Source organism: Streptomyces sp. 63XJN7_1_ISO-PGPR-S23-121 (genome assembly GCF_056173025.1).
In genome coordinates this window covers 999,140-1,022,763 of sequence record NZ_CM149653.1, presented here as the reverse complement: position 1 = coordinate 1,022,763, position 23,624 = coordinate 999,140, and the positions used below count along the sequence as shown (strand labels likewise).

General features: G+C 72.1%; 24 protein-coding genes. 5 read left to right on the top strand and 19 right to left on the bottom strand.

From position 1 onward, the window contains the following. The first annotated feature begins 5 nt into the window (after positions 1-5). The gene (locus AC0VYN_RS04805) at positions 6-539 is read left to right on the top strand and encodes an alkyl hydroperoxide reductase (RefSeq protein WP_385473160.1); all 534 of its coding nucleotides are present in this window, start codon (positions 6-8) and stop codon (positions 537-539) included. A gap of 66 nt (positions 540-605) precedes the next feature. On the opposite strand, the gene AC0VYN_RS04800 is transcribed toward AC0VYN_RS04805, so the two are convergent. From AC0VYN_RS04800 to AC0VYN_RS04780, 5 genes are all read right to left on the bottom strand, one after another. Continuing rightward, positions 606-1,997, bottom strand: a complete 1,392-nt coding sequence (locus AC0VYN_RS04800; RefSeq protein WP_475534921.1) for an AI-2E family transporter — start codon at positions 1,995-1,997, stop codon at positions 606-608. A 144-nt stretch (positions 1,998-2,141) separates the two neighbouring features. Then, positions 2,142-2,837, bottom strand: a complete 696-nt coding sequence (locus tag AC0VYN_RS04795) for an aggregation-promoting factor C-terminal-like domain-containing protein (protein ID WP_475534920.1) — start codon at positions 2,835-2,837, stop codon at positions 2,142-2,144. 419 nt (positions 2,838-3,256) lie between these two features. Beyond that, a complete protein-coding gene (locus AC0VYN_RS04790) occupies positions 3,257-4,582 on the bottom strand; it encodes a PhoH family protein (RefSeq protein WP_385471857.1) in 1,326 nt (441 codons plus the stop codon). 1,130 nt (positions 4,583-5,712) lie between these two features. Continuing rightward, entirely contained in the window at positions 5,713-6,504 is a 792-nt protein-coding gene (locus AC0VYN_RS04785; protein WP_475534919.1) for a class I SAM-dependent methyltransferase, read from the bottom strand. Positions 6,505-6,562: 58 nt separating this feature from the next. Next, positions 6,563-7,435: an LLM class flavin-dependent oxidoreductase gene (locus AC0VYN_RS04780; RefSeq protein WP_475534918.1), complete on the bottom strand. Its 873-nt coding sequence runs from the start codon at positions 7,433-7,435 to the stop codon at positions 6,563-6,565. A 91-nt stretch (positions 7,436-7,526) separates the two neighbouring features. On the opposite strand from AC0VYN_RS04780, the gene AC0VYN_RS04775 reads away from it, so the two are divergent. Further along, positions 7,527-7,916, top strand: coding sequence for a DUF192 domain-containing protein (locus tag AC0VYN_RS04775; protein ID WP_475534917.1), 390 nt, complete (start codon positions 7,527-7,529; stop codon positions 7,914-7,916). A gap of 55 nt (positions 7,917-7,971) precedes the next feature. Here AC0VYN_RS04775 and AC0VYN_RS04770 read toward each other — a convergent pair whose 3' ends face one another. From AC0VYN_RS04770 to AC0VYN_RS04705, 14 genes are all read right to left on the bottom strand, one after another. Continuing rightward, a complete protein-coding gene (locus AC0VYN_RS04770; protein WP_475534916.1) occupies positions 7,972-8,598 on the bottom strand; it encodes an OmpA family protein in 627 nt (208 codons plus the stop codon). An 8-nt stretch (positions 8,599-8,606) separates the two neighbouring features. Continuing rightward, positions 8,607-9,185 carry a hypothetical protein gene (locus tag AC0VYN_RS04765; protein ID WP_475534915.1) on the bottom strand — a complete coding sequence of 193 codons (579 nt, stop codon included), beginning with the start codon at positions 9,183-9,185 and terminating at the stop codon, positions 8,607-8,609. Between the two features lie 33 nt (positions 9,186-9,218). Further along, positions 9,219-9,812, bottom strand: coding sequence for a pilus assembly protein TadG-related protein (locus AC0VYN_RS04760; RefSeq protein ID WP_475536813.1), 594 nt, complete (start codon positions 9,810-9,812; stop codon positions 9,219-9,221). Then, positions 9,809-10,006: a Flp family type IVb pilin gene (locus AC0VYN_RS04755; RefSeq protein WP_451690657.1), complete on the bottom strand. Its 198-nt coding sequence runs from the start codon at positions 10,004-10,006 to the stop codon at positions 9,809-9,811. The genes AC0VYN_RS04760 and AC0VYN_RS04755 overlap by 4 nt, the downstream gene beginning before the upstream one ends. 129 nt (positions 10,007-10,135) lie before the next feature. Next, positions 10,136-10,948 carry a response regulator gene (locus AC0VYN_RS04750; protein WP_475534914.1) on the bottom strand — a complete coding sequence of 271 codons (813 nt, stop codon included), beginning with the start codon at positions 10,946-10,948 and terminating at the stop codon, positions 10,136-10,138. A gap of 44 nt (positions 10,949-10,992) precedes the next feature. Then, complete coding sequence (locus AC0VYN_RS04745; protein WP_475534913.1) at positions 10,993-12,561, bottom strand: sensor histidine kinase; 1,569 nt, start codon at positions 12,559-12,561, stop codon at positions 10,993-10,995. Between the two features lie 15 nt (positions 12,562-12,576). Next, entirely contained in the window at positions 12,577-13,464 is an 888-nt protein-coding gene (locus AC0VYN_RS04740) for a DUF5936 domain-containing protein (protein WP_475534912.1), read from the bottom strand. A 13-nt stretch (positions 13,465-13,477) separates the two neighbouring features. Beyond that, complete coding sequence (locus AC0VYN_RS04735) at positions 13,478-14,422, bottom strand: type II secretion system F family protein (protein ID WP_385471834.1); 945 nt, start codon at positions 14,420-14,422, stop codon at positions 13,478-13,480. A 9-nt stretch (positions 14,423-14,431) separates the two neighbouring features. Next, positions 14,432-15,769, bottom strand: coding sequence for a TadA family conjugal transfer-associated ATPase (locus AC0VYN_RS04730; protein WP_451690650.1), 1,338 nt, complete (start codon positions 15,767-15,769; stop codon positions 14,432-14,434). Positions 15,770-15,802: 33 nt separating this feature from the next. Continuing rightward, positions 15,803-16,180 carry a TadE/TadG family type IV pilus assembly protein gene (locus AC0VYN_RS04725; RefSeq protein ID WP_475534911.1) on the bottom strand — a complete coding sequence of 126 codons (378 nt, stop codon included), beginning with the start codon at positions 16,178-16,180 and terminating at the stop codon, positions 15,803-15,805. A 1-nt stretch (position 16,181) separates the two neighbouring features. After that, positions 16,182-16,592, bottom strand: a complete 411-nt coding sequence (locus AC0VYN_RS04720) for a pilus assembly protein (protein ID WP_475534910.1) — start codon at positions 16,590-16,592, stop codon at positions 16,182-16,184. Continuing rightward, the gene (locus AC0VYN_RS04715; RefSeq protein ID WP_475534909.1) at positions 16,589-17,842 is read right to left on the bottom strand and encodes a CpaE/TadZ family protein; all 1,254 of its coding nucleotides are present in this window, start codon (positions 17,840-17,842) and stop codon (positions 16,589-16,591) included. Before AC0VYN_RS04715 ends, AC0VYN_RS04720 begins: the two co-directional genes overlap by 4 nt. A 9-nt stretch (positions 17,843-17,851) precedes the next feature. Then, the gene (gene cpaB / locus AC0VYN_RS04710; RefSeq protein ID WP_475534908.1) at positions 17,852-18,559 is read right to left on the bottom strand and encodes a Flp pilus assembly protein CpaB; all 708 of its coding nucleotides are present in this window, start codon (positions 18,557-18,559) and stop codon (positions 17,852-17,854) included. A gap of 71 nt (positions 18,560-18,630) precedes the next feature. Further along, entirely contained in the window at positions 18,631-19,563 is a 933-nt protein-coding gene (locus AC0VYN_RS04705; protein WP_475534907.1) for a hypothetical protein, read from the bottom strand. A gap of 373 nt (positions 19,564-19,936) precedes the next feature. Between AC0VYN_RS04705 and AC0VYN_RS04700 the strand changes: the two genes are divergently transcribed. From AC0VYN_RS04700 to AC0VYN_RS04690, 3 genes are all read left to right on the top strand, one after another. After that, positions 19,937-21,619 (top strand): chitinase, encoded by a 1,683-nt coding sequence (locus AC0VYN_RS04700; RefSeq protein ID WP_475534906.1) that lies wholly within the window; start codon positions 19,937-19,939, stop codon positions 21,617-21,619. Between the two features lie 160 nt (positions 21,620-21,779). Then, positions 21,780-22,289 carry a SigE family RNA polymerase sigma factor gene (locus AC0VYN_RS04695; protein WP_475534905.1) on the top strand — a complete coding sequence of 170 codons (510 nt, stop codon included), beginning with the start codon at positions 21,780-21,782 and terminating at the stop codon, positions 22,287-22,289. Between the two features lie 55 nt (positions 22,290-22,344). Then, complete coding sequence (locus AC0VYN_RS04690) at positions 22,345-23,622, top strand: hypothetical protein (RefSeq protein ID WP_475534904.1); 1,278 nt, start codon at positions 22,345-22,347, stop codon at positions 23,620-23,622. Positions 23,623-23,624: the final 2 nt, after the last annotated feature.

Sequence of the window (23,624 nt, the reverse complement as noted above, 5' to 3'; positions counted from 1 at the left end):
CCGACATGTCCCTCGACTCCCTGAAGTCCGCCATACCGGACTACGCCAAGGACCTGAAGCTCAACCTGGGCTCGGTCATCGGCAACTCCGACCTCCCGGCGCAGCAGCTGTGGGGCACCGTGCTGGCGACCGCCATCGCCTCGCGCTCCCCGATCGTGCTGCGCGAGCTGGAGCCGGAGGCGAAGGCGAACCTCTCGCCCGAGGCGTACACGGCCGCCAAGTCGGCCGCCGCCATCATGGCGATGAACAACGTCTTCTACCGCACCCGGCACCTGCTGTCGGACCACGAGTACGGCACCCTGCGCGCCGGTCTGCGGATGAACGTCATCGGCAACCCGGGCGTCGACAAGGTCGACTTCGAGCTGTGGTCCTTCGCGGTGTCCGCCATCAACGGCTGCGGCATGTGCCTGGACTCGCACGAGCAGGTGCTGCGCAAGGCCGGGATCGACCGCGAGGTCATCCAGGAGGCCTTCAAGATCGCCGCTGTGGTCGAGGCCGTCGGCGCCACGCTGGACGCCGAGGCGGTCCTCGCCCAGTAGTACCGCCGGACCCGGCGGAAAGGGGCCCCGCTCACCGTCCTGGTGAGCGGGGCCCCTTTCGCGTCGCTAGGCCGGGGGCGTCTCGGGCGCCGGCTCGGCCCCGTCGGGACCGGGCCGCTGTTCCGCCGCGGGGGACGCGTCGGTCGGGGCCGCGCCGCGTGGCCTGGGCGTCTGCCGGACGGCGGTCTCGCGGGAGTAGGCCCGCAGATAGCCCACGACGGTGTTGGTCACCGCCACCAGCGGTACGGCGACCACCGCGCCGCCGATGCCGGCCACCATGCCGCCGGCGGCCACCGACAGCACCACCGCGAGCGGGTGGACCCGCACCGCGCGCCCGAGGATGAACGGCTGGAGGATGTGGCCCTCGATCTGCTGGACCACCAGCACGACGACGAGCGTCATGACCGCCGCGAACATGCCCTGCGTCACCAGCGCCACGACGACCGCGAGGGCGCCCGAGACCACCGCGCCGACGAGCGGGATGAAGGCGAACAGGAAGATGAACACGGCCAGCGGCACGGCCATCGGCACGTCGAGGAAGTAGATGCCGAGGCCGATGAAGATGGCGTCGATCAGTGCCACCACGACCGTGCCGCGCACGTACGCGGTGAGCGTCCGCCAGGCGCGCGGGCCGGCACCCGCGACGCCCGGCCGGGCCGCGGCGGGCACCAGCTTGAGCGTCCACTGCCAGATGCGCCGGCCGTCGTAGAGCAGGAACAGCGTGGAGAAGGCGGCCAGCAGGATGCCGGTGAGCGCCTCGACGACGACCGTGACGCCCTCGAGTCCCGCGGAGGTTATCTGGTCGGTGTTGGCGCCGACCGCGTCGCGCAGGTTCTTGGCGATCTCGTTGATCTGCTTGTCGGTGACGTGGAAGGGACTGTTCAGCAGCCAGATGCGCAGCTCGTCGATGCCGTCCTGGACCTGGTCGGAGAGGTTGTCGATGTTCTCCATGACCTGCCAGGTGACGAACCAGCCGATCAGGCCCATCACCACGAATCCGAGGATGGCGGTGAGGGCCGTGGCCGGTCCGCGGGGCACCCCGTGCCGCCGCAGCCAGCCCACGGCCGGCTGGAGCAGGGCCGTGATCAGCAGTGCGGCGACGAACGCCAGCACCACCAGCTGCACGGCGCTGATCACCTTCATCAGCACCCAGAGGGTGCCCGCGAGGACCAGCAGCCGCCACCCGGCCTCGGCCGCGACCCGCATGCCCCACGGCACCGCCTGGGCGGGGTCGGGCCGGTCCCGGGCGACGGGCGTGTGGTCCACGAGCCTGTGCCCGTGCCCGGCGGACGCGTGGTCCGTGTCCGGCGCGGACACCTGCACCAAGACGTGCCCCGGTACGACACCGTCGGTCTCGGGGTCCTCGCGCTCCGCCTCGGCGCGACGCTGGTCCAACTGGCTGCTCATCCGGGTCAGTCCGGCGCCGAGCCGGCCGAGCCACCCTGGCACTCGCGACATGATCCGTCCTCTTCCCCCGTCCGTCCCCACCACTCCCCCAGGAGTCGTTCCGGTCCGACCGTACATGGCGGGAGCGCGAAAGCCCCTCACCGTAGGACGGTGAGGGGCTGCGCGAGGTTGAGCGGCGGACCGTGCCGGGCCGGCTCAGTACCAGTGGTTGTTCTGCCAGAAGGCCCAGGCGTCGCACGGGCTGCCGTAGCGGCTGTCCATGTAGTTGAGGCCCCACTTGATCTGGGTGGCCGGGTTGGTCTGCCAGTCGGAGCCGACCGAGGACATCTTGGACCCGGGCAGGGCCTGGAAGAGGCCGTAGGCGCCGGAGGACGCGTTGACGGCCCGGTAGTTCCAGCTGGACTCGTGGTCCACGATGTTGCTGAAGCACTGGAACTGGCCGCTGGGGACCATCTGACGCGCCATCGCCTGGATCTGGCCGACGCTGTAGGAGCTCTGGACGGCGAAGCTGACGGACTCGCGCTCGGCGTCGCGGCTGGCGGCTTCCTGCTCCGCCTTGCGCTCCTTGGCCTCCTCGGCCGCCTTCTTCGCCTTCTCCTGCTTGGCGACGGCGGTCTCGGCGGCTGCCTTGCGGGCCGCTTCCTCGGCGTCCTTCTTGGCGCTCACGTCCGCGGCGATGGCCTGTACGTCGGCCTGCTGCGTCAGGGACGCGGTCTGCACCTGCGCCTGCTCGCCCATGGGGATGTCCGCGAGCAGCGTCGTGCCTGCTGCCGTCGCCTCCGCGTCGTGGTTCTGCGCGGTGCTGCCCGAGGCAACGCCGACGACGCTTCCGACTGCGGTGACCGCCGTGGCCGAGGCCACTGCGAATCCCCGGACCGAGATCCGGCTCACACGGTTTCCTTCCAGCATCGCCCGCTTCGGTGACCCTCGCGGACGCAATCGTGCCCCTGGCACTGGCCTCCCCAACTACGGGTCACGGAAGGCGCGGGCCCGGTGGACAACTCCCTCGACGGGAGCGCCGCGTGGTGCTCGGGCGGCATACGACGCTGCTATGGAGTTGGATCTGGTGCTTCTGTGGTGCCGTACCGCTGGGGGTACAGATGTGTCGTATGCGGGGCCTGACAGGAATGAGACTCTGCCGTAACCCGCCGGGGTGAGGCAATTCTGTGCTGCGTGTGAAAGCTCACATCCCGTTTGGCCCTGGGGATTTCGAGAAACCTCCCCGCGCGAAGACGCCGCCCGGCTAGGCTCTTCGCCTTTCCGGACGGCGTCGACCGTCGGGACAACCGACCCGTGTCGGGTCGGAGTTCTCAGATGTGCCCGTCCTCCAGCATTTCGGTGACAAGTGCCGCGATCTGCGACCTCTCGGACCTCGTCAGCGTGACGTGGGCGAAGAGCGGATGGCCCTTCAGTTTCTCGACGACGGCGACGACTCCGTCGTACCGCCCCACCCGCAGGTTGTCCCGCTGCGCCACGTCGTGGGTCAGGACGACCCTCGAGTTGGCGCCGATGCGGGACAGGACGGTCAGCAGGACGTTCCGCTCCAGCGACTGGGCCTCGTCCACGATCACGAACGCGTCGTGCAGCGAGCGGCCGCGGATGTGGGTGAGCGGCAGGACCTCCAGCATGCCGCGGGCGGTGACCTCCTCGATGACCTCGCGGCTGGTGACCGCCGACAGCGTGTCGAAGACCGCCTGGGCCCAGGGGCTCATCTTCTCCGCCTCGGAGCCGGGCAGGTAGCCGAGCTCCTGCCCGCCGACCGCGTACAGCGGGCGGAAGACCATCACCTTCTGGTGCTGCCGGCGTTCCAGCACGGCCTCCAGTCCCGCGCACAGCGCCAGCGCCGACTTGCCGGTGCCGGCCCGGCCGCCCATCGACACGATGCCGACGTCCGGGTCCAGGAGCAGGTCGAGTGCGATGCGCTGCTCGGCGCTGCGGCCCTTGATGCCGAACGCCTCCCGGTCGCCGCGCACCAGCCTGACGTTCCCGTCGGGCGTGACGCGGCCGAGCGCCTTGCCGCGCTCCGACTGGATGGTCAGACCCGTGTGCACGGGCAGCTCGGCGGCCTCGGGGACGTGGACCCGGCCCTCCTCGAAGAGCACGTCCACCTGTTCACCCGGCAGGGTGAGTTCGGACATGCCGGTCCAGCCGGAGGCGTCCGTGATGGCGAGCTCGGCGCGGTACTCCTCGGCGAGCAGGCCGACGGAGGACGCCTTGATCCTGAGCGGGAGGTCCTTCGACACGACGGTGACGTCGAACCCCTCGGCCTGCAGGTTGCGGGCGACCGCGAGGATGCGGGAGTCGTTGTCCCCCAGGCGGTAGCCGGTGGGCAGCACGCTGGGGTCCGAGTGGTTGAGCTCGACACGCACGGTCCCGCCGAGATCCCCGATGGGGATGGGGGCGTCCAGGCGGCCGTGCCGCACGCGGAACTCGTCGAGCAGGCGCAGGGCCTGCCTGGCGAAGTAGCCGAGTTCGGGATGGTGCCGCTTGGCCTCCAGCTCCGTGACCACGACGATCGGGAGCACGACCTCGTGCTCGTCGAAGCGGTTCAGGGCGCCTGGGTCGGCCAGCAGGACGCTGGTGTCGAGAACGTAGGTGCGCCGATCTGGCTTGTGGCGCTTTGTGCTGGTCACCACGGAAGGACGTACCCCCTCGGAAGAGGTCGGGGAGCGACGAAGTGGACGCTGGGCCGGGAGGGCGGGAAAGAGCCGGCCGGTCGTCGGCCGCCCTGCACGGGCGCGGGCCGCGAACCGGCCCTCCGCCACTTCTTCCGCGCCGTGACCGCACGGTAGGGCTGGTGCAAAGGGCCTCCCGGGCGGACGGGCTACGTGCCGTCCGCTGAGATCCGATGCCCGTGGTTCGGGCGTCGACCTGCTTGCCTTATGCCCGGGAACGGGCTTCGCCATGCAACGGCACAGGACGACGCACCGGTGAACTCCTCATGACAGGCGCCCCTCGGGGCACCCGGGCGGGTCGGGGTGCGGGCGGGCCCGGCGGCGGTGTACCGGGAGCCGGGCGGGCGGGGCGTCACCGAGGGCAGAAAAAACGGGCCGGTCCGTGGGGGGGGAGACGGACCGGCCCGAGGGGGGGTTTCCACCATAACCCTTCGTAAGTGAAGTCGCGCGCATCGGCGTGCCACAACTACTCTCCGGAATCACCCGGCGACGCCCGGGTGGCCATGGAATAGCCCATTCCGCCCTGAATCATGGCCAGAACGCGGCCATTCCCTTGGAATTCCACGGGAAACGGGTGACAGGCGGGTGACAGGAGTGGCCACGCTGGGCTTCACCTCCGCGCCGGGCCTCGCACGACGGAACGCCTCCGCGTCCCACCACCGGGTGACGCCGCCGGCGAACGCCCGCTTGACCCGGCACCGCGCAGCCCCCTCCACTGCGCGGTGCCACACGCGCAGCTTTGCTGACGCGAATTACCTGCCTCGAATGTACGTGATCACGGTGGGCGGTTCCGACCCGTGCGGGTCAGGGGTGGATAACGATGTGGAAATCCTGTGAGGATCGCGGGGTGATTCCGCACACCTCCTCCGGAGCGCGGATATTTGCGAAGGTATGTCACGAACACCCGGAATGATCCACTCGGCCGGGCACACTTCTCCGTCTTCGAGGACGGCCGCCGGCCCGCGTCGGCCCTGACGTTCCCTCATGACGAGAACCGCGAGAATCACTCGAACGGCGGCGGGGCGCGCGGCGGATCGAACGGCAGTTCCTGGCCATGTCCGCCCGCACGGGCACCTGCGGGCGGCCGGGGCCTACGCGTCCGGCTTGCGGGCCTCGAAGAGCTGGCGCGCGCTGTGGGCCACGAAGGCCCCATCGGCCTCGATGCGGTCGTGCAGCTCGCGAAGGCGGGGCCGGTACTCCTCGACGGTGAACCCGGGGACCATCCACACGACCTTGCGCAGGAAGTGGACGACGGCGCCGATGTCGTGGAACTCCATCCGCAGCCGCTCCGCCCGCACGCCGACGACCTCCAGCCCGGCGGCCTCCGCGTCGGCACGCTCCAGGTCGGGGTGGCGGGCGGTGCGGTTCTCCTCGGGCAGGGGGCCGAGGAAAAACTCGACGAGCTCGAAGACGCTGGCGGGCCCGACGTGCTGGGCGAAGTACGTACCGCCGGGCCGGAGCACGCGGGCGATCTCCGTCCAGTGCGGCCGGACGGGGTGCCGGCTGACGACGAGGTCGAAGCCGCCGTCCGCGAAGGGGAGCGGCGCGTCGTCGGGCGCGGCGACCACGGCGACGCCGCGCGGGCGGAGCAGTCCGGTGGCCTTGGCGACGTTCGGCGCCCACCCCTCGGTGGCGACGACGAGCAGGGGCCGGTCGGGGGCGGCGAGGCCGAGGGCGAGCTCCAGGACCTCGCCGCCGCCGGTCTGTACGTCCAGCACGGCGCCGGCCCCGGCCAGCCGCCCGGCCATGGACCGCGCGTATCCCCAGGACGGCCGTTCCTCGGTGGCCCGCCCCTCGAACCAGGTGAAGTCCCACCCTTCGGTGGGGACGGCAGCGCCCTCGGCCACGAGTTCGTCGAAGGAGCGGGCGGCGGCGGGGGTCATGGGGCGCTGGATCCGATCTGTGTGTCGTGCCGGTCGGTACGGTCGGCGGTCGGCGGTGCTAGTCCAGGAGGGGCCGGACCTGCTGGGCGGCGAACCGTACGAAGCCCTCGGGGTCGGGCTCGTCCCCCGTCGGCTGGAGGACGACGGTGTCGGCGCCGGCCTCGGCGAGCCGCCGGACGGCCTTGGCGACGGCGTCGGCGTCCCCGGCGACACCCAGGTCCGGCACCGCCGCGAGACCCTCCGCCCGCTGCTCGGCCCGCAGCCGTTCGGCGGCGCCGGGTCCGGTGGCCGCGAGGAGGTACACGACCACCTGGTGCGGCTCCGTCCGCCCGGCGGCCGTCCGGCCCTCGTCGACGAGCCGGCGGGCCCGCCGCACGGCGTCGGGCGGGTTGGCCGCGGTGAGGACGGTGCCGTCGGCGGCCTCCCCGGCGAGCCGCAGGGAACGGGGCCCGGTGACCCCGGCGAGCACCTCGGCCCGCTGGGCGGGCGGCCAGTCGAGGGCGACGTCGTCGAGCCGGACGTACCGGCCCTCGGTCGTCACCCGCTCCCCGCGCAGCAGGGCCCGCAGGGCGAGGAGGTACTCCCGCAGCAGGGTCATGGGCGACTCCGCCCGCGCCCCGACCTGGCCCATCCAGTCCTGCACGCCGTGCCCGACGGCGAGGACCGCGCGGCCGGGGAACATCCGGTGCAGGGTGGCGGCCTCCATGGCGGTGACGGCCACGTTCCGCAACGGCACGGGGAGCAGCCCGACGCCGACCCGGAGCCGTTCGGTCCATGCGAGGGCGGCGGCGGCCGTGGCGATGCCTCCTTCGAGGAAGCAGTCCTCCCACAGCCACAGCTCCTCCAGTCCGGAGTCCTCCGCGACGCGGGCCACGGCACGCAGCCGTTCGGGGGCGAGCTGGGGACGGAACACGACGCCGAGTGCGGTCATGGGCCCTTCCTACACTTGGCCCGGACCGCGGGACAACGGCATTTCGCGGTCCGGGCGGGGCGCCGGGGCGCGGCGCGGGGAGGGAGTCGGCATGGGGCGGCGCTGGCGGGACGGGCGGGGGCGCCTGGTCGTGGCAGGCGGACCGGACGGGAGGGCGGTCACCGTGCCGCTGGAGATCGCCGCGTCCTACCGGGCCCGTACGCGGGGGCTGCTGGGGCGGGACTCGGTCGACGGGGCGCTGCTGCTGACGCCTGCCAACAGCGTGCACACCTTCCGGATGCGGTTCCCCATCGACGTGGCCTATCTGGACCGGCGCCTCACCGTCATCGCGGTGCGCACCATGCGCCCGGGCCGGCTGGGGCTGCCGCGGCCGCGTGCCCGGCACGTGCTGGAGGCCGAGGCGGGGGCGATGGCCGGGTGGGGTGTGCGGGCCGGGGTGCGGGTGGAGGCGGTGCGGACCCCGGGGGCGGAGGAGGAGTAGGGACGGCGGGCGGCGTCGCGGGGGCGACGCCGGCCGGTGGTCGGCTGCCGGAGCGTCACGAGGTGCGCGGGAAGGAGACCTCGACCCTGCGGTTCTTCTTGCGGCCCGCCTCCGTCGAGTTGTCGGCGATGGGGTAGTCCTCGCCGTAGCCGCGGACCTCGTAGGTGATGCCGGCGTCGCTCAGGGTCTGGGCGAGGAGGTCCTGCACGGCGTTGGCGCGCTGCTTGGACAGGACGTCGCCGTGGGCGTCGGAGCCGAGGTTGTCGGTGAAGCCGAAGACGCGGATCTTGTTCGCCTTCTGGTTCCTGATCTCCTCGGCGATGCCCGCGACCCGGGACCTGGCCTCGCCGCCGAGTTTCGCGCTGTCCTTGCCGAACAGCACCTCGGCCTGGAGCGCGAAGGTCACGTCGGTGTTGGTGTCCTCGCGTCGCTCGTCACCGCTCTGGTCCTCGACGACCGACTTGATGTCCAGCACCTTGGCCTGCGCGAGCGTGGCCCCGTCGGGGAGCTTCAGGTCGGGGTCGTTGGGATCGACGTCGACGGGAGCGGAGGCGGAAGCCTCGGTGCCTGGCGGGTCGACGGGGTCGTCGTCGGCGTGTGCGGTGGCGGCGCCGTAGAGGTTCGTGGCGAGCAGAAGGGTGACGGTGGTGAGAGCCAGGGTGAGGCGGGGGGTCGGGGTCATGGTGGGCCTCACCCGGAGATCTCGATGCTGGCAGCCGAGAACATGGGCAGCTGGAACGTCACCTCGGTCGCGTCCGCCGGAGGGGCGGGGAACTGCATGAAGACGGGGAGCGTTTCCCCCGACTTCAGAGCGGAGAAGTTGGTTGTGGTCAACGGTCGGCCTTCGGTGTCGCGCAGCACGTAATACCGTTTCTTGCCGTTGGAATCCACCAACGTTGCTCCGCCGAGGGACCTGCCGTTACGGATGATCTCGGTCTCGTTCCCGCTCAACTGAGCCGGGACGGTGGTGGTTTTGCTGCCCTCATTCTTGAGGTCACCGCTCACTGTGACGAAACCGCCGGAGTCACGCTGCGCAGCGGTGATCGCCAGCAGCAGGCCGGAAGGGCCTTTCAGTTCGGCCAGAACCTCGTCCGACTGCCCCTCCTGCGGACTCGGCTGCGACCCGTCGGTCCCGGGCGAGGACGCCGAGGCCCGAGGCTTGTCGTTGTCGCTGTCGCCACCGCAACCGACCACGCCGAAGGCCAGCCCGAGCGCAACGGTCACTGCGACCGCTCCCCTACCGACCCCGGGGGTGAACCGAATACTCATGACTCCGCTTCCTTCGTCCTCGTCGTTCGCATGTCAGTCGGCCAGATGGACGTCGAACAGATCCTCGGGCTTCGGCAGGTCCAGGAGGTCGTCCGGATCCAGATCCCACTCCTCGCCCTTGCACGAGAGCCGGGGCAACACGTCGTCCCCGACGTCCCCACTGGGCAGATCGAACGAGCAACGGGGCTCGATGACGGCAGTGGCGGACTCCGTGGCTCGCTGGTCTTCTGTGCCCGACACGATGGTGTCACCGACAGCCTTATTGGTCTCGGCCACAACTCTGTAGGACAAGGGGTCGATCACGCTGCAGTCCACAGTTGCATCGTTGCTTGCCGCCAGTTGCTGAGCGCGCCAACACGCGCTGGGGACTGCTGCCTTGCCGTCGAAAATGTCCTGCCAGGTGTCCGGCTTGGTCACGTTCTCGAGCCACTGGTCCGCGAGGGCATCGCGCGTTTCCAACGCCGCTGCGAGTGCCGCAGCGTCCGCTGCTGTCTGAGCCTCACTACGAGTCGCTGCGGCCTGGCCGACCGCGAAGTACGCAAGTGCGAGAAAGAGCAGGCCTCCCACCACCGTGATGTAGATGGGGAAAGCCTGCCCTCCATCGCCGCGAAAGTGTCCGGGCTTCAGCCACCGGTGACTTCGGTGATCTTGTCTGTGATCGCGTTGTAGATCGTCTGCCCGATGTCCGTCCCCGTGATCGCCAGTACGATCGCCACCACCACCGCGATGATCCCCAGGTACTCCACCGCCGTCTGGCCCTTGTCGTTCCGCGCGGCGCGGGAGGTGAGGTGTGCGACGGTCGTGTGCAGCCAGTTGCTCATGGTGTTGCCCTCCAGGGTGGCCGGTGCCGCGCTCGACGTCGGGAACGTAAGGCGGGTTCGCCCGGCCCGCCGAGGGCCCCAGGGCCCAAATGCGGGCCCAATCGCGCACCGTGGGACGGTCCATCGCGCTCACCCCAGGCCCAGCCACTTGGCGGTGGCTTCGGAGCGGCTGGTGCTGTGGAGCTTGGCGAAGATGCGGTTGATGTGGTTCTTGACCGTCTTCTCGCTGATGAAGCACGTGGCGGCGATCTGCTGGTTGTTCATGCCGGATGCGATGTGGTCCATGATCTCCACCTCCCTCGTGCTCAGCTGGAACCGCGACCTGTCGGGAGTACTCGACGACGACTGTCCCATATGCGGTTGCAGTTGCGAAAGTCCTTGTGCGGAAATCGGCCTACTTGAGCGCAGTACGGCGGAGCTCGGACTTCTTTCTTCGTGTGCACTCGCACTTCCACGCCCTTCTTCGCGCAGCTGGGACAGCAGCGCGTCCGCCGCCGTCGGTGTGAAGTGGGCCCGGCCGCGCCGGACGTCCCGTACCGCCGCCACCAACTGGTCGGCGGTGAACTCGCCGTGGACCAGGTACCCCCCCGCACCGCGTCGCAGGGCTTCCCGGACGGTCTCCGACTCCCCGCTGTACGTCAGCATCATGACCGAGGCGATGCCCACCAGGTACGGAAGGGCGGAGATGCCGTCCACGCCGGGCATGCGGACGTCCAGGAGGACCACGTCGGGGTGGTGACGCTGCGCGGCCTCGCAGGCCTGGCGGCCGTCGGCGGCCTCGGCGACGACCGTGATGTCCGGCCGGCCGGAGAGCAGCGCGGTGAGACCGGCGCGGACGACCGGGTTGTCGTCGGCCACGACGACCCGTAGGGCGGCGGCCGGCGCGGGCGGCGGGAAGGGGTGGAGCGGGTGGCCGTTCCCGTTCGTGTCGTCGTCCGGCATCGGGTGTGTCCTCTCCTGTCGTGGGGTCGACGGGTACGCCGTGCTCATGCCCGCGTGCTCGCGCCGGGAGCAGGTGTCAGGGCGGACAGCGGCAGGTCCACGCGAACCTCGGTCCCCCGGGCGTGGCCGCCCCGGCCGATGCGGATGCGGGCACCCACCGAGGCCGCCCGCTCGACCATGCCGACCAGGCCGAAGTGGCCCGAGCCGCTCAGGCGTTCGAGGTCGGTGTCCGCGGGGAGGCCGGTGCCGTCGTCGTGGACGCTGATGCGCAGGCAGTCGTCCCGCACGGCCGCGCACACGTGGACGTGGGCCGGTGCGGCGTGACGGTGGGCGTTCTCCAGGGCCTCGGAGACGATGGTGAGGAGCTGCCGGGCGACCGCCGGGGGCACCGGGGGGACCGGCGCGTCCGCCGCGGGCGGATGGCAGCTGGCGGGCACCCCGGTGCGGGCGGTGAACTCCCGGACCCTTTGATTCAGTTCGGCCGCGATGTCCGTGCCCTGTGCCGGATCCGTCTCCCGGCGCAGGTCGGTCAGGAGTTCGCGGGACTCGGCCGCGGCTCTGCGGGCCGAACGGGCCACCAGTTCCGCCTGGCGCCTGGCCAGGGCCGGGTCCATGCGCCCGCTGCCCGCCGTGGCGGCCAGGCCCTCGGCCGCCAGGGCCACGCCGTGCAGGGTCTTGGCGACGGAGTCGTGCAGTTCACGGGCGAGGCGGGCGCGTTCGGCGCTCACCGCCTCGGTGACCGCCAGCCGGGCCCGGACCGCCGTCAGGGCCTCGGTGGCCGAGCCGAAGCGCAGCAGCAGCCCGCGCAGGCTGGAACCCGCCGCCCCGGAGATCACGCACAGGCCCGGCAGGAGCGACGCCTCCGCCACGCCCGGGTGCGGGTCCAGCGTCGCGTGGACCAGCAGCAGGATCAGCGACTGGAGGGAGGCGAAGACGGCCGCTCCGCGCCAGCCGTAGACGAGCCCGGCGAGGAGCGGGGTGCAGACGCTGACGTAGGCGAGGGTCGTGTCGGGGCCCGCCGAGATCAGGAGCAGGGAGCCGAACAGCGTGTCCACCGCCAGGAGCGTGGGGTGGCACAGCAGGAGGGGGCCGAAGCGCTCCCAGTCGCGGACGAGGACGTACGAGGCCATGAAGGTGACGACCACGGCGGCGCCGACCAGGCGGGCGCCCAGGCCCGGGCTGGCGTTGAGGAGGGCGGCGGGGGCGGCCAGCGCGATCATGGCCAGGCGGAAGCCGAAGACCTGGCGGCACAGGGCCTGCAACGCGTTGACCTGGAGGGTGAGCGCGGGTGCCGCCGTCGCCTCCCCGGGGCCGGGGGACGGCCCCTCCGCGGCCGGCGGGGCGTCCGGGCGTACGGCGCTGTCGACGACCGGCCGGACCGGGCTCCCCGGAGTTCCCGGCTGTGGCCCCGAGGGTGTTCGGCCCGGCGGCAGCAGGGGCGTCGCCGGGGCGTCCGGTGCGGGGCCGTGGGCGGTGCGGGCGGGCGGAGGCGCGGGCAGGGCGGCGAGCAGCGGAGCCGGCCGCGGCGGACGGCGGCGGCGCGGCGTGCGGGCGGGCCGGTCGTCCGGCTGCCGTGCCGTCAGGTCCCTCGCCGGTGGGTTGGTCGTGGCCATGCCGTCCGTCCTCCCCTACTCACCCGTGATCGTTCCGAAGTCCGTGCCGGAGCCGAGGATCAGCCCGGCGCCGAGCAGGATCATCGTGGCCGGGACCATGAACGTCGTGATCATCATGGTGGCCTTGGGGACGGCCCGGGCGGCCTTGCGACGGGCGTTCTGGGCGTCCGTGCGGCGCATGTCCTTGGCCAGGGACACCAGGGTGTCCACGATGGGGGCGCCCAGTTCCTCGCCCTGCTGGAGTGCCGTCACGAACATCGCCACCTGTTCGGAGTCGTTGCGCCGGCGCAGTTCCGCGAAGGCCTGGCGGCGGCTCATGCCGAGGTCCATCTGCCGGAGGGTGATGCGCAGTTCGTCGGCCCAGGGGCCCTCGTAGCGCATCGAGACGCGGTCCATGGCCTGGCGGAAGCCGAGGCCGGCGCTGACCACGACGGCCAGGACGTCGAGGAAGTCGGGGAGCGTGCGCTCGATGACGTCCTTGCGGATGCGGATCGCCGACCAGATGCCCACCTCGGTCCAGAACGCCCCGAAGGCCAGCAGCAGCAGCGCGACGAGGAGCTGGCCGCGCAGGAGGAAGACCAGGAAGCCGACGGCGCCCAGGAAGCCGTAGACGGCGCGCCGGGCGGCGTAGCGGTCGATGGTCAGGCCGCCGGGGTTGCCGGCCAGGTCGATGCGGCGGCGGTACCTGGCGACCAGGGCCGGGCCCATCAGGCGCTGGACGGCGGGGGCGTAGCGCATGCCCAGGCGGTCGACCAGGGAGTCGACGGCGCCGGTGCGGGTGGAGCCGACCTCCAGCGCGAGGGCGAGGTCGCCGGGGAGCTTGGCGTCGGCCCGGTACATGCGGATGCCGGCGAAGGCGCCCCAGACGCTCAGGCCCATGACCAGTGCGAGCAGCAGTCCCATGGCTCCTCCTTCCTCAGACGTCGATGCGGGACAGGCGGCGGATGAGGACGAAGCCGACGGCGTAGAGGCCGAAGGCGACGATCACCGCGCCCTGGCCGACCGGGGAGCCCGTCATGCGCTCCAGGGCGCCGTCCTTCACCCCGTTCATCAGGAACAACGAGCCGACGCCCAGCACCGGCACGGCGTACGACGTCATGCTGACCTGGGAGAGCTGGGTGCGGACCTCGCGCCGGGTCTCCTTGCGTTCCTCCAGCGTCTCCGTCAGGTTGCGCAGCGCGCTGACCACCTGGCCGCCCGCCCGGTTGGACAGGACGAGGGTGGTGACCAGGACGACGAGCTCGCGGGAGGGGAGGCGTTCGGCGAGTTCACCGAGCGCGTCGTCCATCGAGGAGCCGATGGCCAGCTGGTCGGCCACCTTGCCGAGTTCCTCGCCGGCCGGGGCCTCCAGCTCCTCCGCCGCCATGCCGATGGCGGTGCGCAGGGCGAGACCGGCCTGGGTGGCGTTGGCGAGGATGCGGGCGAGTTCGGGAAGCTGGTTGATGAACTTCTCGATGCGCTTCTGGCGTTGCCAGGTGAGGAACTGGAGCGCCGCCCAGATGCCCAGCAGGCCCGCGAGCGGGCCGAAGAACGGCGCCAGGGCGGCCTGCCCGACCAGCCACAGGCCCGCGACCGCGGCGACCATGCAGGCGAAGAACTCACCGGGGGTGATGTCCAGCCCGGTCGCCGCCAGGCGCAGTTCCAGTCTCCGGCCCGCTTTCGTGCGGCGCAGGCGGCGGTCCAGGGTGCGGAAGCGGCGCCTGCGCCCGGCGGAGGGGAGCTGCCCGGTGGCGGAGAGACGGTCGACCAGGGCCTCGCGCTGGGCCTTGCCCGCGGCGTAGGAGTGCAGGCCGACGACCGCCAGGACGCAGGTCAGCAGCGTGATGCCGGTGGTGAGCGTGACGAGCGTGTGCAGTTCCATCGGGCGGTCCTACCTGGCTTCTCGGGTGGCGAGCTGTTCCGCGGAGTGGGCCACGCCGAAGGCCTGCGGGATGGGCTGGCTCGCCATGTACAGGCGTTCGGCGGTGCGGCGCGGCAGGGGGTAGTACTCGAAGGCGCCGTAGATCCGGCCGTCGGCGGTCATCGGCTGGGCGTTGAAGCGGGCGACCGTGGCCAGGCGGTAGGGCTCGCCGCCGTGGCTGGCCAGCAGGGCGACCTCGGTGATGCGGCGGGCTCCGTCGGCGAACCGGGTGAGCTGCACGATGACGTCGACGGAGCTGTTGATCTGGTCGTGCAGGGCGACGAAGGGGATCTCGACGTCCGACATGGAGGCCAGGGTCTGGAGCCGCATCAGGGCGTCCTCGGCGCTGTTGGCGTGGACGGTGGCGAGCGATCCGTCGTGGCCGGTGGACATGGCCTGGAGCATGTCCAGGGACTCGCCGCCGCGGACCTCGCCGACGACGATGCGGTCGGGGCGCATGCGCAGCGAGTTGCGGACCAGGTCGCGGATGGTGACCCGGCCCTTGCCCTCGACGTTGGGCGGGCGGGACTCCAGGCGGATCACGTGGGCCTGCTGGAGCTGGAGTTCGGCGGAGTCCTCGATGGTGATGATGCGTTCGGTCTCGGGGATCAGGCCGGAGAGGGCGTTGAGCAGGGTCGTCTTCCCGGTGCCCGTCGCGCCCGAGACGATGATGTTGAAGCGGGCCTGCACCAGTCCGGCCAGCAGGTACAGCATGTGCTCGTCGAGCGAGCCGAGGCCGATCAGTTCCTGCAGGGTGAAGGAGCGCGGGAAGCGGCGGATGGTGAGCGTGGCGCCGGTCAGGGACAGCGGCGGGATGATGACGTTGACGCGCTCGCCGGAGGGGAGGCGGGCGTCGACCATCGGATTGGACTCGTCCACGCGGCGGTTGACGGTGGAGACGATCCGCTCGATGGTCTGCATCAGCTGGTCCTCGGAGGCGAAGCGCAGCGGGAGCTGTTCCACGCGGCCACCACGCTCGACGAAGATCGAGTCCGGCCCGTTGACCATGATCTCGGTGATCGAGGCGTCCTCCAGCAGGGGTTCGAGGATGCCGAGACCGAGGGCCTCGTCCACGACCCGGCGGATCAGCTGGGAGCGCTCGACCGTGGACAGGACCGGGCCCTCGCGGCTGATGATGTGCCCGAGGACGCGCTCCAGCCGGGCCCGGCGCTCGGCCATGGCGAGCGAGCTCATCTCCGCGAGGTCGATCTCCTCCAGGAGCTTGGCCCGGTAGGAGGCGACGAGGTGTCCGTCCTCGCCCCGGCCGCCGTGCTCCTCGGGTGCGTGGATGCGTGCGCGCAGGCTCATGCGTCCGGTGCTCCTTGCTCCTCGTTCACGCGGTCACTCGTCCGCTCGGTGGTCGAGCGGCATGGTCGCCGTCCTGGTCGCGTCGCCGAAGTCCCAGCCCGGCACGACGGAGGGGATGGCGACGGAGGCGGTGACCGTCACCTCGTCGCCGCCGTACGAGGGCGGGCAGTCGGTGCCGTCGGCCAGCCAGTCGCTGACCGCCGTGGTGCAGGCCTCCTGGGCGTTCTCCTGGAGCGAGGCCCCCCGCGCGCCGGCGCGGGCCGCCGTGCCGGCCTGCTGGGCGGTGTAGGCGATGAGGCCCAGCTGTACTGCGGCCAGGGCGACGACGACCAGGATCGGGAGGAAGCCGAGGTACTCGATGGCGACCTGGCCGCGGTCGCCGGCCCGTCGCTTCCGGTGGGGGTACGGCATGTCAGTCGTCCTCCTCCTCGACCGCCCCCGCGTGCCCGTGCACGGTGAAGGGGAAGCCGACGGTGCCCGGGAAGAGGATGGGGACCTCGAGCCGCACGTCGGCCGTGACGTATCCGTTCGCGGTGCCGCAGTCCACTCCGGCGCCCCCCTCCCAGGCCCCCGGCAGCTTGTCCCGGCCGGCGTCCTGGCAGGCTCCCTGCCGCTCCCCCGGGCCGGCCGCCGTCGCCGCGCGTACCGCCTCGTCCGCAGCATTACCCGCGAGGGTGAACGTGTATCCCACGAGGACGAGCTGCCACAGCACCACCAGCGTGACGATGATCGTCGGCAACATGCCGAGGAACTCGATGGTGACCTGCCCGCGGTCGCGGTCGCGGTGGCGGCCGCCGGGGCCGAGTAAGCCGTGCGTCCTCATCCCCCACCGTCCTTCCGGCGCCGGAAGCTCACCGACCCGCGGTCGCTGCGGAACCGGCCGCCCTTGCGGTCGCCCCCGGCCGTCCCGACCAGCTCCAGCTCGCCCGCGAGGGCCCACAGGGCCTGCTTCACGGTGCTCTTGCCGTCGAGTTCGTGGAGGCGCCCGGAGTCCACGGCGCCCTGGAGTTCCTTGAAGGCCGCGGGGACGGTGGTGGCGGCGACCGCCGTGCCGGTGATCCTGCGGATCAGCGGGGGCTGGATCTCGGTGCCGCGAGTGTGCCGGTTGACGACCACGGTCGTCTCCTCCGCCTTGCGGATCTGGAGCCGGTCCCACATCCGCACGGCCCGCTTGGCGCCCCGGACGGCGATCACGTCCGGGGTGGTGACCAGCAGTGCCGTGTCGGCCATCTCCACGGCGGCGGCGCCCGCCCCGCCGAGCTGGGCGCCGCAGTCGATGACGACGACCTCGTAGCGGGAGCGCAGGGCGCTGACGACCTGGCGGGCGGCTCGGTCGGTGACCTCCTCGCCGCGTTCGCCCTCGCCGGGGGCGAGCAGCAGGGCGAGGCCGGTGTCGTGGCGGAAGACGGCGTCGGCCAGGACGCGCGGCGAGATGTCGTTGATGGCGGCCAGGTCGACCACGGAGCGGCGGAACTGGACGTCCAGGTAGGAGGCGACGTCGCCGGACTGGAGGTCCATGTCGACCAGGGCTGTGGCGCGGCCCGACGCCTGGGCGGCGAGCGCCAGGTGGACGGCGGTCAGGGTCGCCCCGACCCCGCCCTTGGCTCCGCTGACCGTGACGACGGTGCCGCCGGCGCCGGTGAACACGTCGCCGCCGCTGCCGAGGTGCCGGCGGACGCCCACCGACCACTGGGCCACGGCCTGGACGCGGCTGGCGAGTTCCTCGTAGCCGAGCGGCAGGGCGACCAGGCCGCGGGCGCCGTAGTCCATGGCGGCCTGGAAGAGGCCGGGGCTCGCGTCGGAGGTGACGAGGATGACGCCGACGGCAGGGAAGCGCAGCGCCACCTCGCGGATCAGCTCCAGCGCCGGGACGGGGCCGATGCGCTCGTGGACCACGACGACCTCGGGCAGTTCGTCGACCGACTCGGCGGCCAGCCGGGCGAGGGTGTCGACGAGCTGGGTGGAGTCGGCCACGGGGGCCACGGGTTCGGCGTCCGGGAGCTGGCTTAGCAGGGTCGTGATGGACCGTACGGCGTCCGCGTCGCCGCCTGCCGGCAGGATCCTCGTGGGCATGCGGGCCTCTCACTTGTCCTTCGCGAGTTCGTACGTACGGTCCTTGTCCGGGACCGTGGTGCCGCTGCCCGGCGCCACGAGCGCGAGCCGGACCCGCTGGGCGAACGACTCGGCGTAGGTGATGCGCTGGGCGTCGATGGTGGACAGGGCGAAGGTGATGGGGACCGCGTCGGTGGGCCGGCGGTCGCCGCTCTTGTCGCCGGGCTGGAGCGAGGTGAGTTCGCCGACGTCGATGACCCTGGCGTTCGTCACGATGATCCTGGAGAGGTCGGGGGCGCCCTCGCGTTCCCCCTCGAAGGTGGCGTAGACGTTCACGGTGGCGCCCGGCGTGATCTTGCCGGCGACTCCGGTCGCGGCGTCGATCATGATGGCGACCTCCTGCTGCCCCGGCTGGAGGGCGGGCTGGTCGACGATCATGTCGCTCTGGAGCAGTGAGCCCTTCTTGAGGGTCGTCACGGCGATCTTGCCGCGGATCCGGGAGAGGTCCGTGACCGCGTTGTCCGACAGCCAGCGCTCGGGCATCTCGATCTTCTCGAACTGGTCCGCGCTGAGGGACGTGTAGGGCGCCACGTCGTCCTTGACCTGGTAGGCGGTGACCTCGGGGCCGACCTTGGACTTCGCGTCGTCGATGACGGACAGCACGCCGGCGAAGGCGCCGAGGGCGCAGAGGACCGACAGGATCAGCAGGATGATGCCGCGGCGCTGGCGGGAGTTCATGGGCCGTGCAACCTCATTGGGGGAATCGGTCGAGCCGGAACGGAGGACGGGACGAGCTGAACGGGGCGGGCCTACCCGGTGAGCGCGCGTCTGCCGCGTCGGAGCTCACGGCGAGGTCCGGGGGCGGGGGCGGGGCAGGCGTCGTCGGCGGGCGGGGTCGCGGAGCAGAAGACGCAGCGGTCGCCGATGACGTCGATACCGCACCAGTGGCAGCTGCTGCGCCGCACCGAGGTGACGAGCTGGTAGAGCACCGACAGGTCGGGCAGGTAGGCGCAGAACTCGGTGAGCCTGCCGGTCCCCCACCAGGCGGAGGACTCCGCGGGGAGCGGGGCCTCGTGCAGCCCCTGGACCTTCCAGGACGGGGCCAGGGTGCCGGTGACCCAGTCGGACGCGAGCTGTCCCTTGGCGTGCAGCAGCCAGGTCCCGAACTCGGGTCCGGCGAGGGCCGCGTCCGGGCCGATCCGCACCAGCTGCGGCTCGGGGTGCGCCACGACGCCGAACTGGCTGCCCGGCACCCACGACTTGGCGTGCGACTTCAGCGTCACGGGGACGCGGTCGAGCCGGGCGACGGAGCCGAGCAGCGCGCCGGAGTGGAGGTAGTGGGTGAGGAGCCGGCCGGCCGAGGCGAGGACGCCGGGGCCGAGGTCGCAGGAGGCGAGCTGCCGTAACTGGCGGGCCAGTACGGCGATTCCGAGCGGCGGCAGGGCCGGGCGGAACAGGGCGATCCGGTCGGTCTCCAGCAGGGACCGGACGGTGTGCAGCCGCCGCTCCACCTCCGGGGAGACGCCCTGCGAGCCGACCACGATCACGTGCCCGTGCTGCTCGACCAGCGCCTGCATCTCGCCCAGCACCTGCTCCAGCGGCCGCCGGCCGACGTCCTGGAGCACGGCCGCGGGCACGGTCCGTTCGTCCTGCGGCGGCAGTGCCATGTCGGCACTGGTCACGGCAATGGCAGTTGGCACGCGCGGCTCCCCGTCTCCCCATGCCCCCGGGTCGGCCGGCATCGCTTCGGCCCACCCGGACGACTTCACTGCGTGACTACGTGAGCACTGTAACCACGCGTCTGTGACCGGAGAACAGCGTTTCTGTACCTCATGGGGGAACTTACGGGGCACAAGAGACGGCAAACCGGGACAGGCCGGGCAATCCGCCACCGGCACGGGCCTCCGGGGGCGGGTCGGCCGGCCGACCGCCGGCGCCGCGGCCGTCTTCCGCGCCCGCCGCGCCAGTTGGTCCGTACCTACCCCTTGACACCCTCAATTGGTCTGGACCACCTTGTACGTCAGCGGTGGCCACCGTGCGTTCCTCCCCCTTCCTCCCCACTCCCCACCGGAGGCCCCAGTGGAGCCCGTACACAGACGGCGCGGACATCGACGGATGCGGGTCGGGTCCGTGGTCGGCGCCGTGACCGCCGCTCTCGCGCTCACCGTCGGCGCCGTCGGCCAGGCGTCCGCCGCGGACGTCAACAACGCCAGGAACGCCGGTTTCGAGGCCGGCCTCGGCAACTGGACCTGCTCCGCGAACAGCGGTACGACCGTCGCCTCCCCCGCGCACTCCGGCACCGCCGCGCTCAGGGCGACGCCCGGCGGGCAGGACAACGCCCGCTGCGCGCAGACGGTCAAGGTGCGGCCCAACTCCACGTACACGCTGAGCGCGTGGGTCCAGGGCGGCTACTCCTACCTGGGCGTGACCGGCACCGGGACGACGGACGTGTCGACCTGGACCCCGGACTCGGCCTCCTGGAAGCAGCTCTCGACGAGCTTCCGGACCGGCGCCTCGACGACCTCGGTGTCCGTGTACACGCACGGCTGGTACGGGCAGGCGGCGTACTACGTCGACGACGTGTCCGTGTACGGCCCCGACGGGGGCGGCGGCGGCCAGGAGCCCGAGCCGACCGTTCCGGCCGCCCCGGCCGGGCTGGGCGTCTCCGGCACGACCTCCTCCTCCGCCTCGCTGGCCTGGAACGCGGTGTCCGGCGCCACCGGCTACAGCGTCTACCGCGACGGCACCAAGGTGACGGCCGTGACCGGCACCTCGGCCACCGTGACCGGCCTCGCGGCCTCGACGTCGTACTCCTTCCAGGTCACGGCGACGAACGCGGCCGGCGAGTCCGCCCGGTCGGCGGCCGTGACGGCCCGTACGGCGGACCCCGGCAACGGCGGTGGCGGCGGTGACGTGCCCAAGCACGCCGTCACCGGGTACTGGCAGAACTTCAACAACGGTGCCGCCGTCCAGAAGATCTCGGACGTCTCCGCGCAGTACGACATCATCGCCGTGTCCTTCGCGGACGCGACGGCGACGCCGGGCGCCGTGACCTTCAACCTCGACTCGGCCGGGCTGAACGGCTACACCGCCGACCAGTTCAAGGCGGACATCCGCGCCAAGCAGGCGGCCGGGAAGAAGGTCATCATCTCGATCGGCGGCGAGAAGGGCACCGTCTCGGTGAACGACTCCGCCTCCGCGACCAACTTCGCGAACTCCGTGTACTCCCTGATGCAGACGTACGGCTTCGACGGCGTCGACATCGACCTGGAGAACGGGCTCAACCCGACGTACATGACGCAGGCCCTGCGCGCCCTGTCGGCCAAGGCCGGTCCGGACATGGTCCTCACCATGGCGCCGCAGACCATCGACATGCAGTCGACGTCCGGCGGGTACTTCAGGACGGCGCTGAACGTGAAGGACATCCTCACCGTCGTCAACATGCAGTACTACAACAGTGGTTCCATGCTGGGCTGCGACGGCAAGGTGTACTCCCAGGGCACCGTCGACTTCCTCACCGCCCTGGCCTGCATCCAGCTGGAGGGCGGCCTCGACCCGTCCCAGGTCGGGCTGGGCCTGCCGGCCTCCACCCGCGCCGCCGGCGGCGGCTACGTGGCGCCGAGCGTCGTGAACAACGCCCTCGACTGCCTGACCAAGGGCACGAACTGCGGCACCTTCAAGCCGCCCAGGACGTACCCGTCGCTGCGGGGTGCCATGACCTGGTCCACGAACTGGGACGCGACGTCCGGCAACGCCTGGTCGAACGCGGTGGGAGCGCACGTGCACACGCTGCCGTAGCCCGTACGGATCCGCGCCCGCCCCTGCCCACGGTGACGTGGGCGGGGGCGGCGTCGTCTCCGCCGCCGGGGCGCCCCGGGTGCCGCATGAAACATTTCCCGTGCCCCACCGCATCAATGAGGTGAAGGCAGCACCGGACGAGCGCAGGGGGACGTGTCGCATGGGGCAGGGGCGGGCGGACGACTACGCCGAGTTCGCGGGGGCGCGGGCCGGGCATCTGTACCGGACCGCGTGTCTGCTCACCGCCGGGGACACGCATCTGGCCGAGGACCTCGTGCAGGAGGCCCTCGGCCGGCTGTACGTCCGCTGGGGACGCGTGTCCCGGGCCGAGAACCCCGCCGCGTACGCGCAGACCGTGCTCACCCGGGCGTTCCTCGCCCACCAGCGGCGGCGCAGCAGCGGCGAGCGGGTCACGGACGTGTTCCCCGACCTGCCCGGCACCGCCGACGGGGACGCGCCGCTGCGGCTGACCCTGCTGGCCGCGCTCGCCCGGCTGCCCGCCAAGGACCGGGCCGTCATCGTCCTGCGGTACTGGGAGGACCGCTCCGTGGAACAGACCGCCGACGTGCTCAACGTCAGCTCGGCGGCCGTGCGGACCCGGTGCTCGCGCGCGCTCGGCCGGCTGCGGGAGCTGCTGGGCGAGGACCTCGCGGAGTACGCCAGACCCTGACGCGCCCCTTCCGCCCCGCACCTCTCATCTCACCTTGCCGAAAGGGTGGTTCGCCATGCCCGGAACCCAGCACCAGGATCCCTTCGAGGACCGGCTCAGCGCCGCCCTGCGCGAGGCCGGCGACGGCTTCGACACCGACCGGACGGCGCTGGCCGCCGGTGGCCGGGCCCGCGGGCGCCGCGCCCGGCTGCGGCGGCGGGCCGGCGTGCTCGGCGGGGCGGCCGGCATCGCCCTGATCGGCGTCGGCGGGGCGCTGCTCCTGCCGGACGGCGGTGACCCCGCCGGGGCGCGGGGGGCGACCCCGGCGGCCGCGCCGAAGGCCACCGCCGCGAGCCCCGCGCCCACCGCCTCCTTCTCCGGCGACGATCTCGTCCGGGCCCTCACGGAGCTGCTGCCCGAGGGCGAGGTCAGCGGGGAGCAGGCCCAGGGCACCGGCCCGGGGCTGCCCCCTTACGCCCACCTCGTGTTCGACGACGGCCGGGGCGCGGCGGCCGTCGGCATCAGCCTCGACCGGCTGGAGCCCGGCAGCCGGGACGTCCGGGAGCGGACGACCTGCCCGGACAAGGCCCTGGTCCCGTACGACGCCTGCACCACCGACCGGCTGCCCGACGGCTCGGTGCTCATGGTCTACCAGGGCTACGAGTACCCCGACCGGCGCGTGGACACCAAGTGGTGGTCGGCGGAGCTGGTCACGGCCCGGGGACAGCACGTGTCGCTGAGCGAGTGGAACGCGCCGGCGGAGAAGGACGCCGCGATCACCCGGGACCGGCCGCCGCTGACGCCCGCACAGTTGCGGGAGATCGTCACCGCCGACGTGTGGCGCCGCGTCGTGGACGCGATCCCCGAGGACCCGAAGGCGGAGGCCAGGAAGAAGGCGGCGGCGTCCGCGGCACCGGCCCGCGAGCCCGAGGCGTCGGGCGCGGTGATCGGGAAGACGCTGGAATCGCTGCTGCCCGACGGGGCGGACGTCGTCTCGCGCGGCGACCAGGAGACGGGGTACGGCTATCTCGTCCTCGACGACGGCGAGGGCCGTAGCCTCGTCCAGATCAACGTGCAGCCCGACATGCGGGACGTCGCCGACCAGCTCTACGGCTCCGCCGAGACCCGACCCGACGGCACCCTGGTCGCCACCTCGCAGGGGCCCGGCGAGAAGGGCGGCGCCGGGGTCGTGATGTGGACCGTCGACACCATGCGGCCCGGCGGCCTCCGCGTCGTGGTCAGCGCCTTCAACACCGGTGCCCAGCACGAGGACGCCACCCGTGACGCGCCCGCGCTGACCATGGAGCAGCTCGAGCGGATCGCGCTCAGCCCGAAGTGGGACCAGGTGCGCTGATC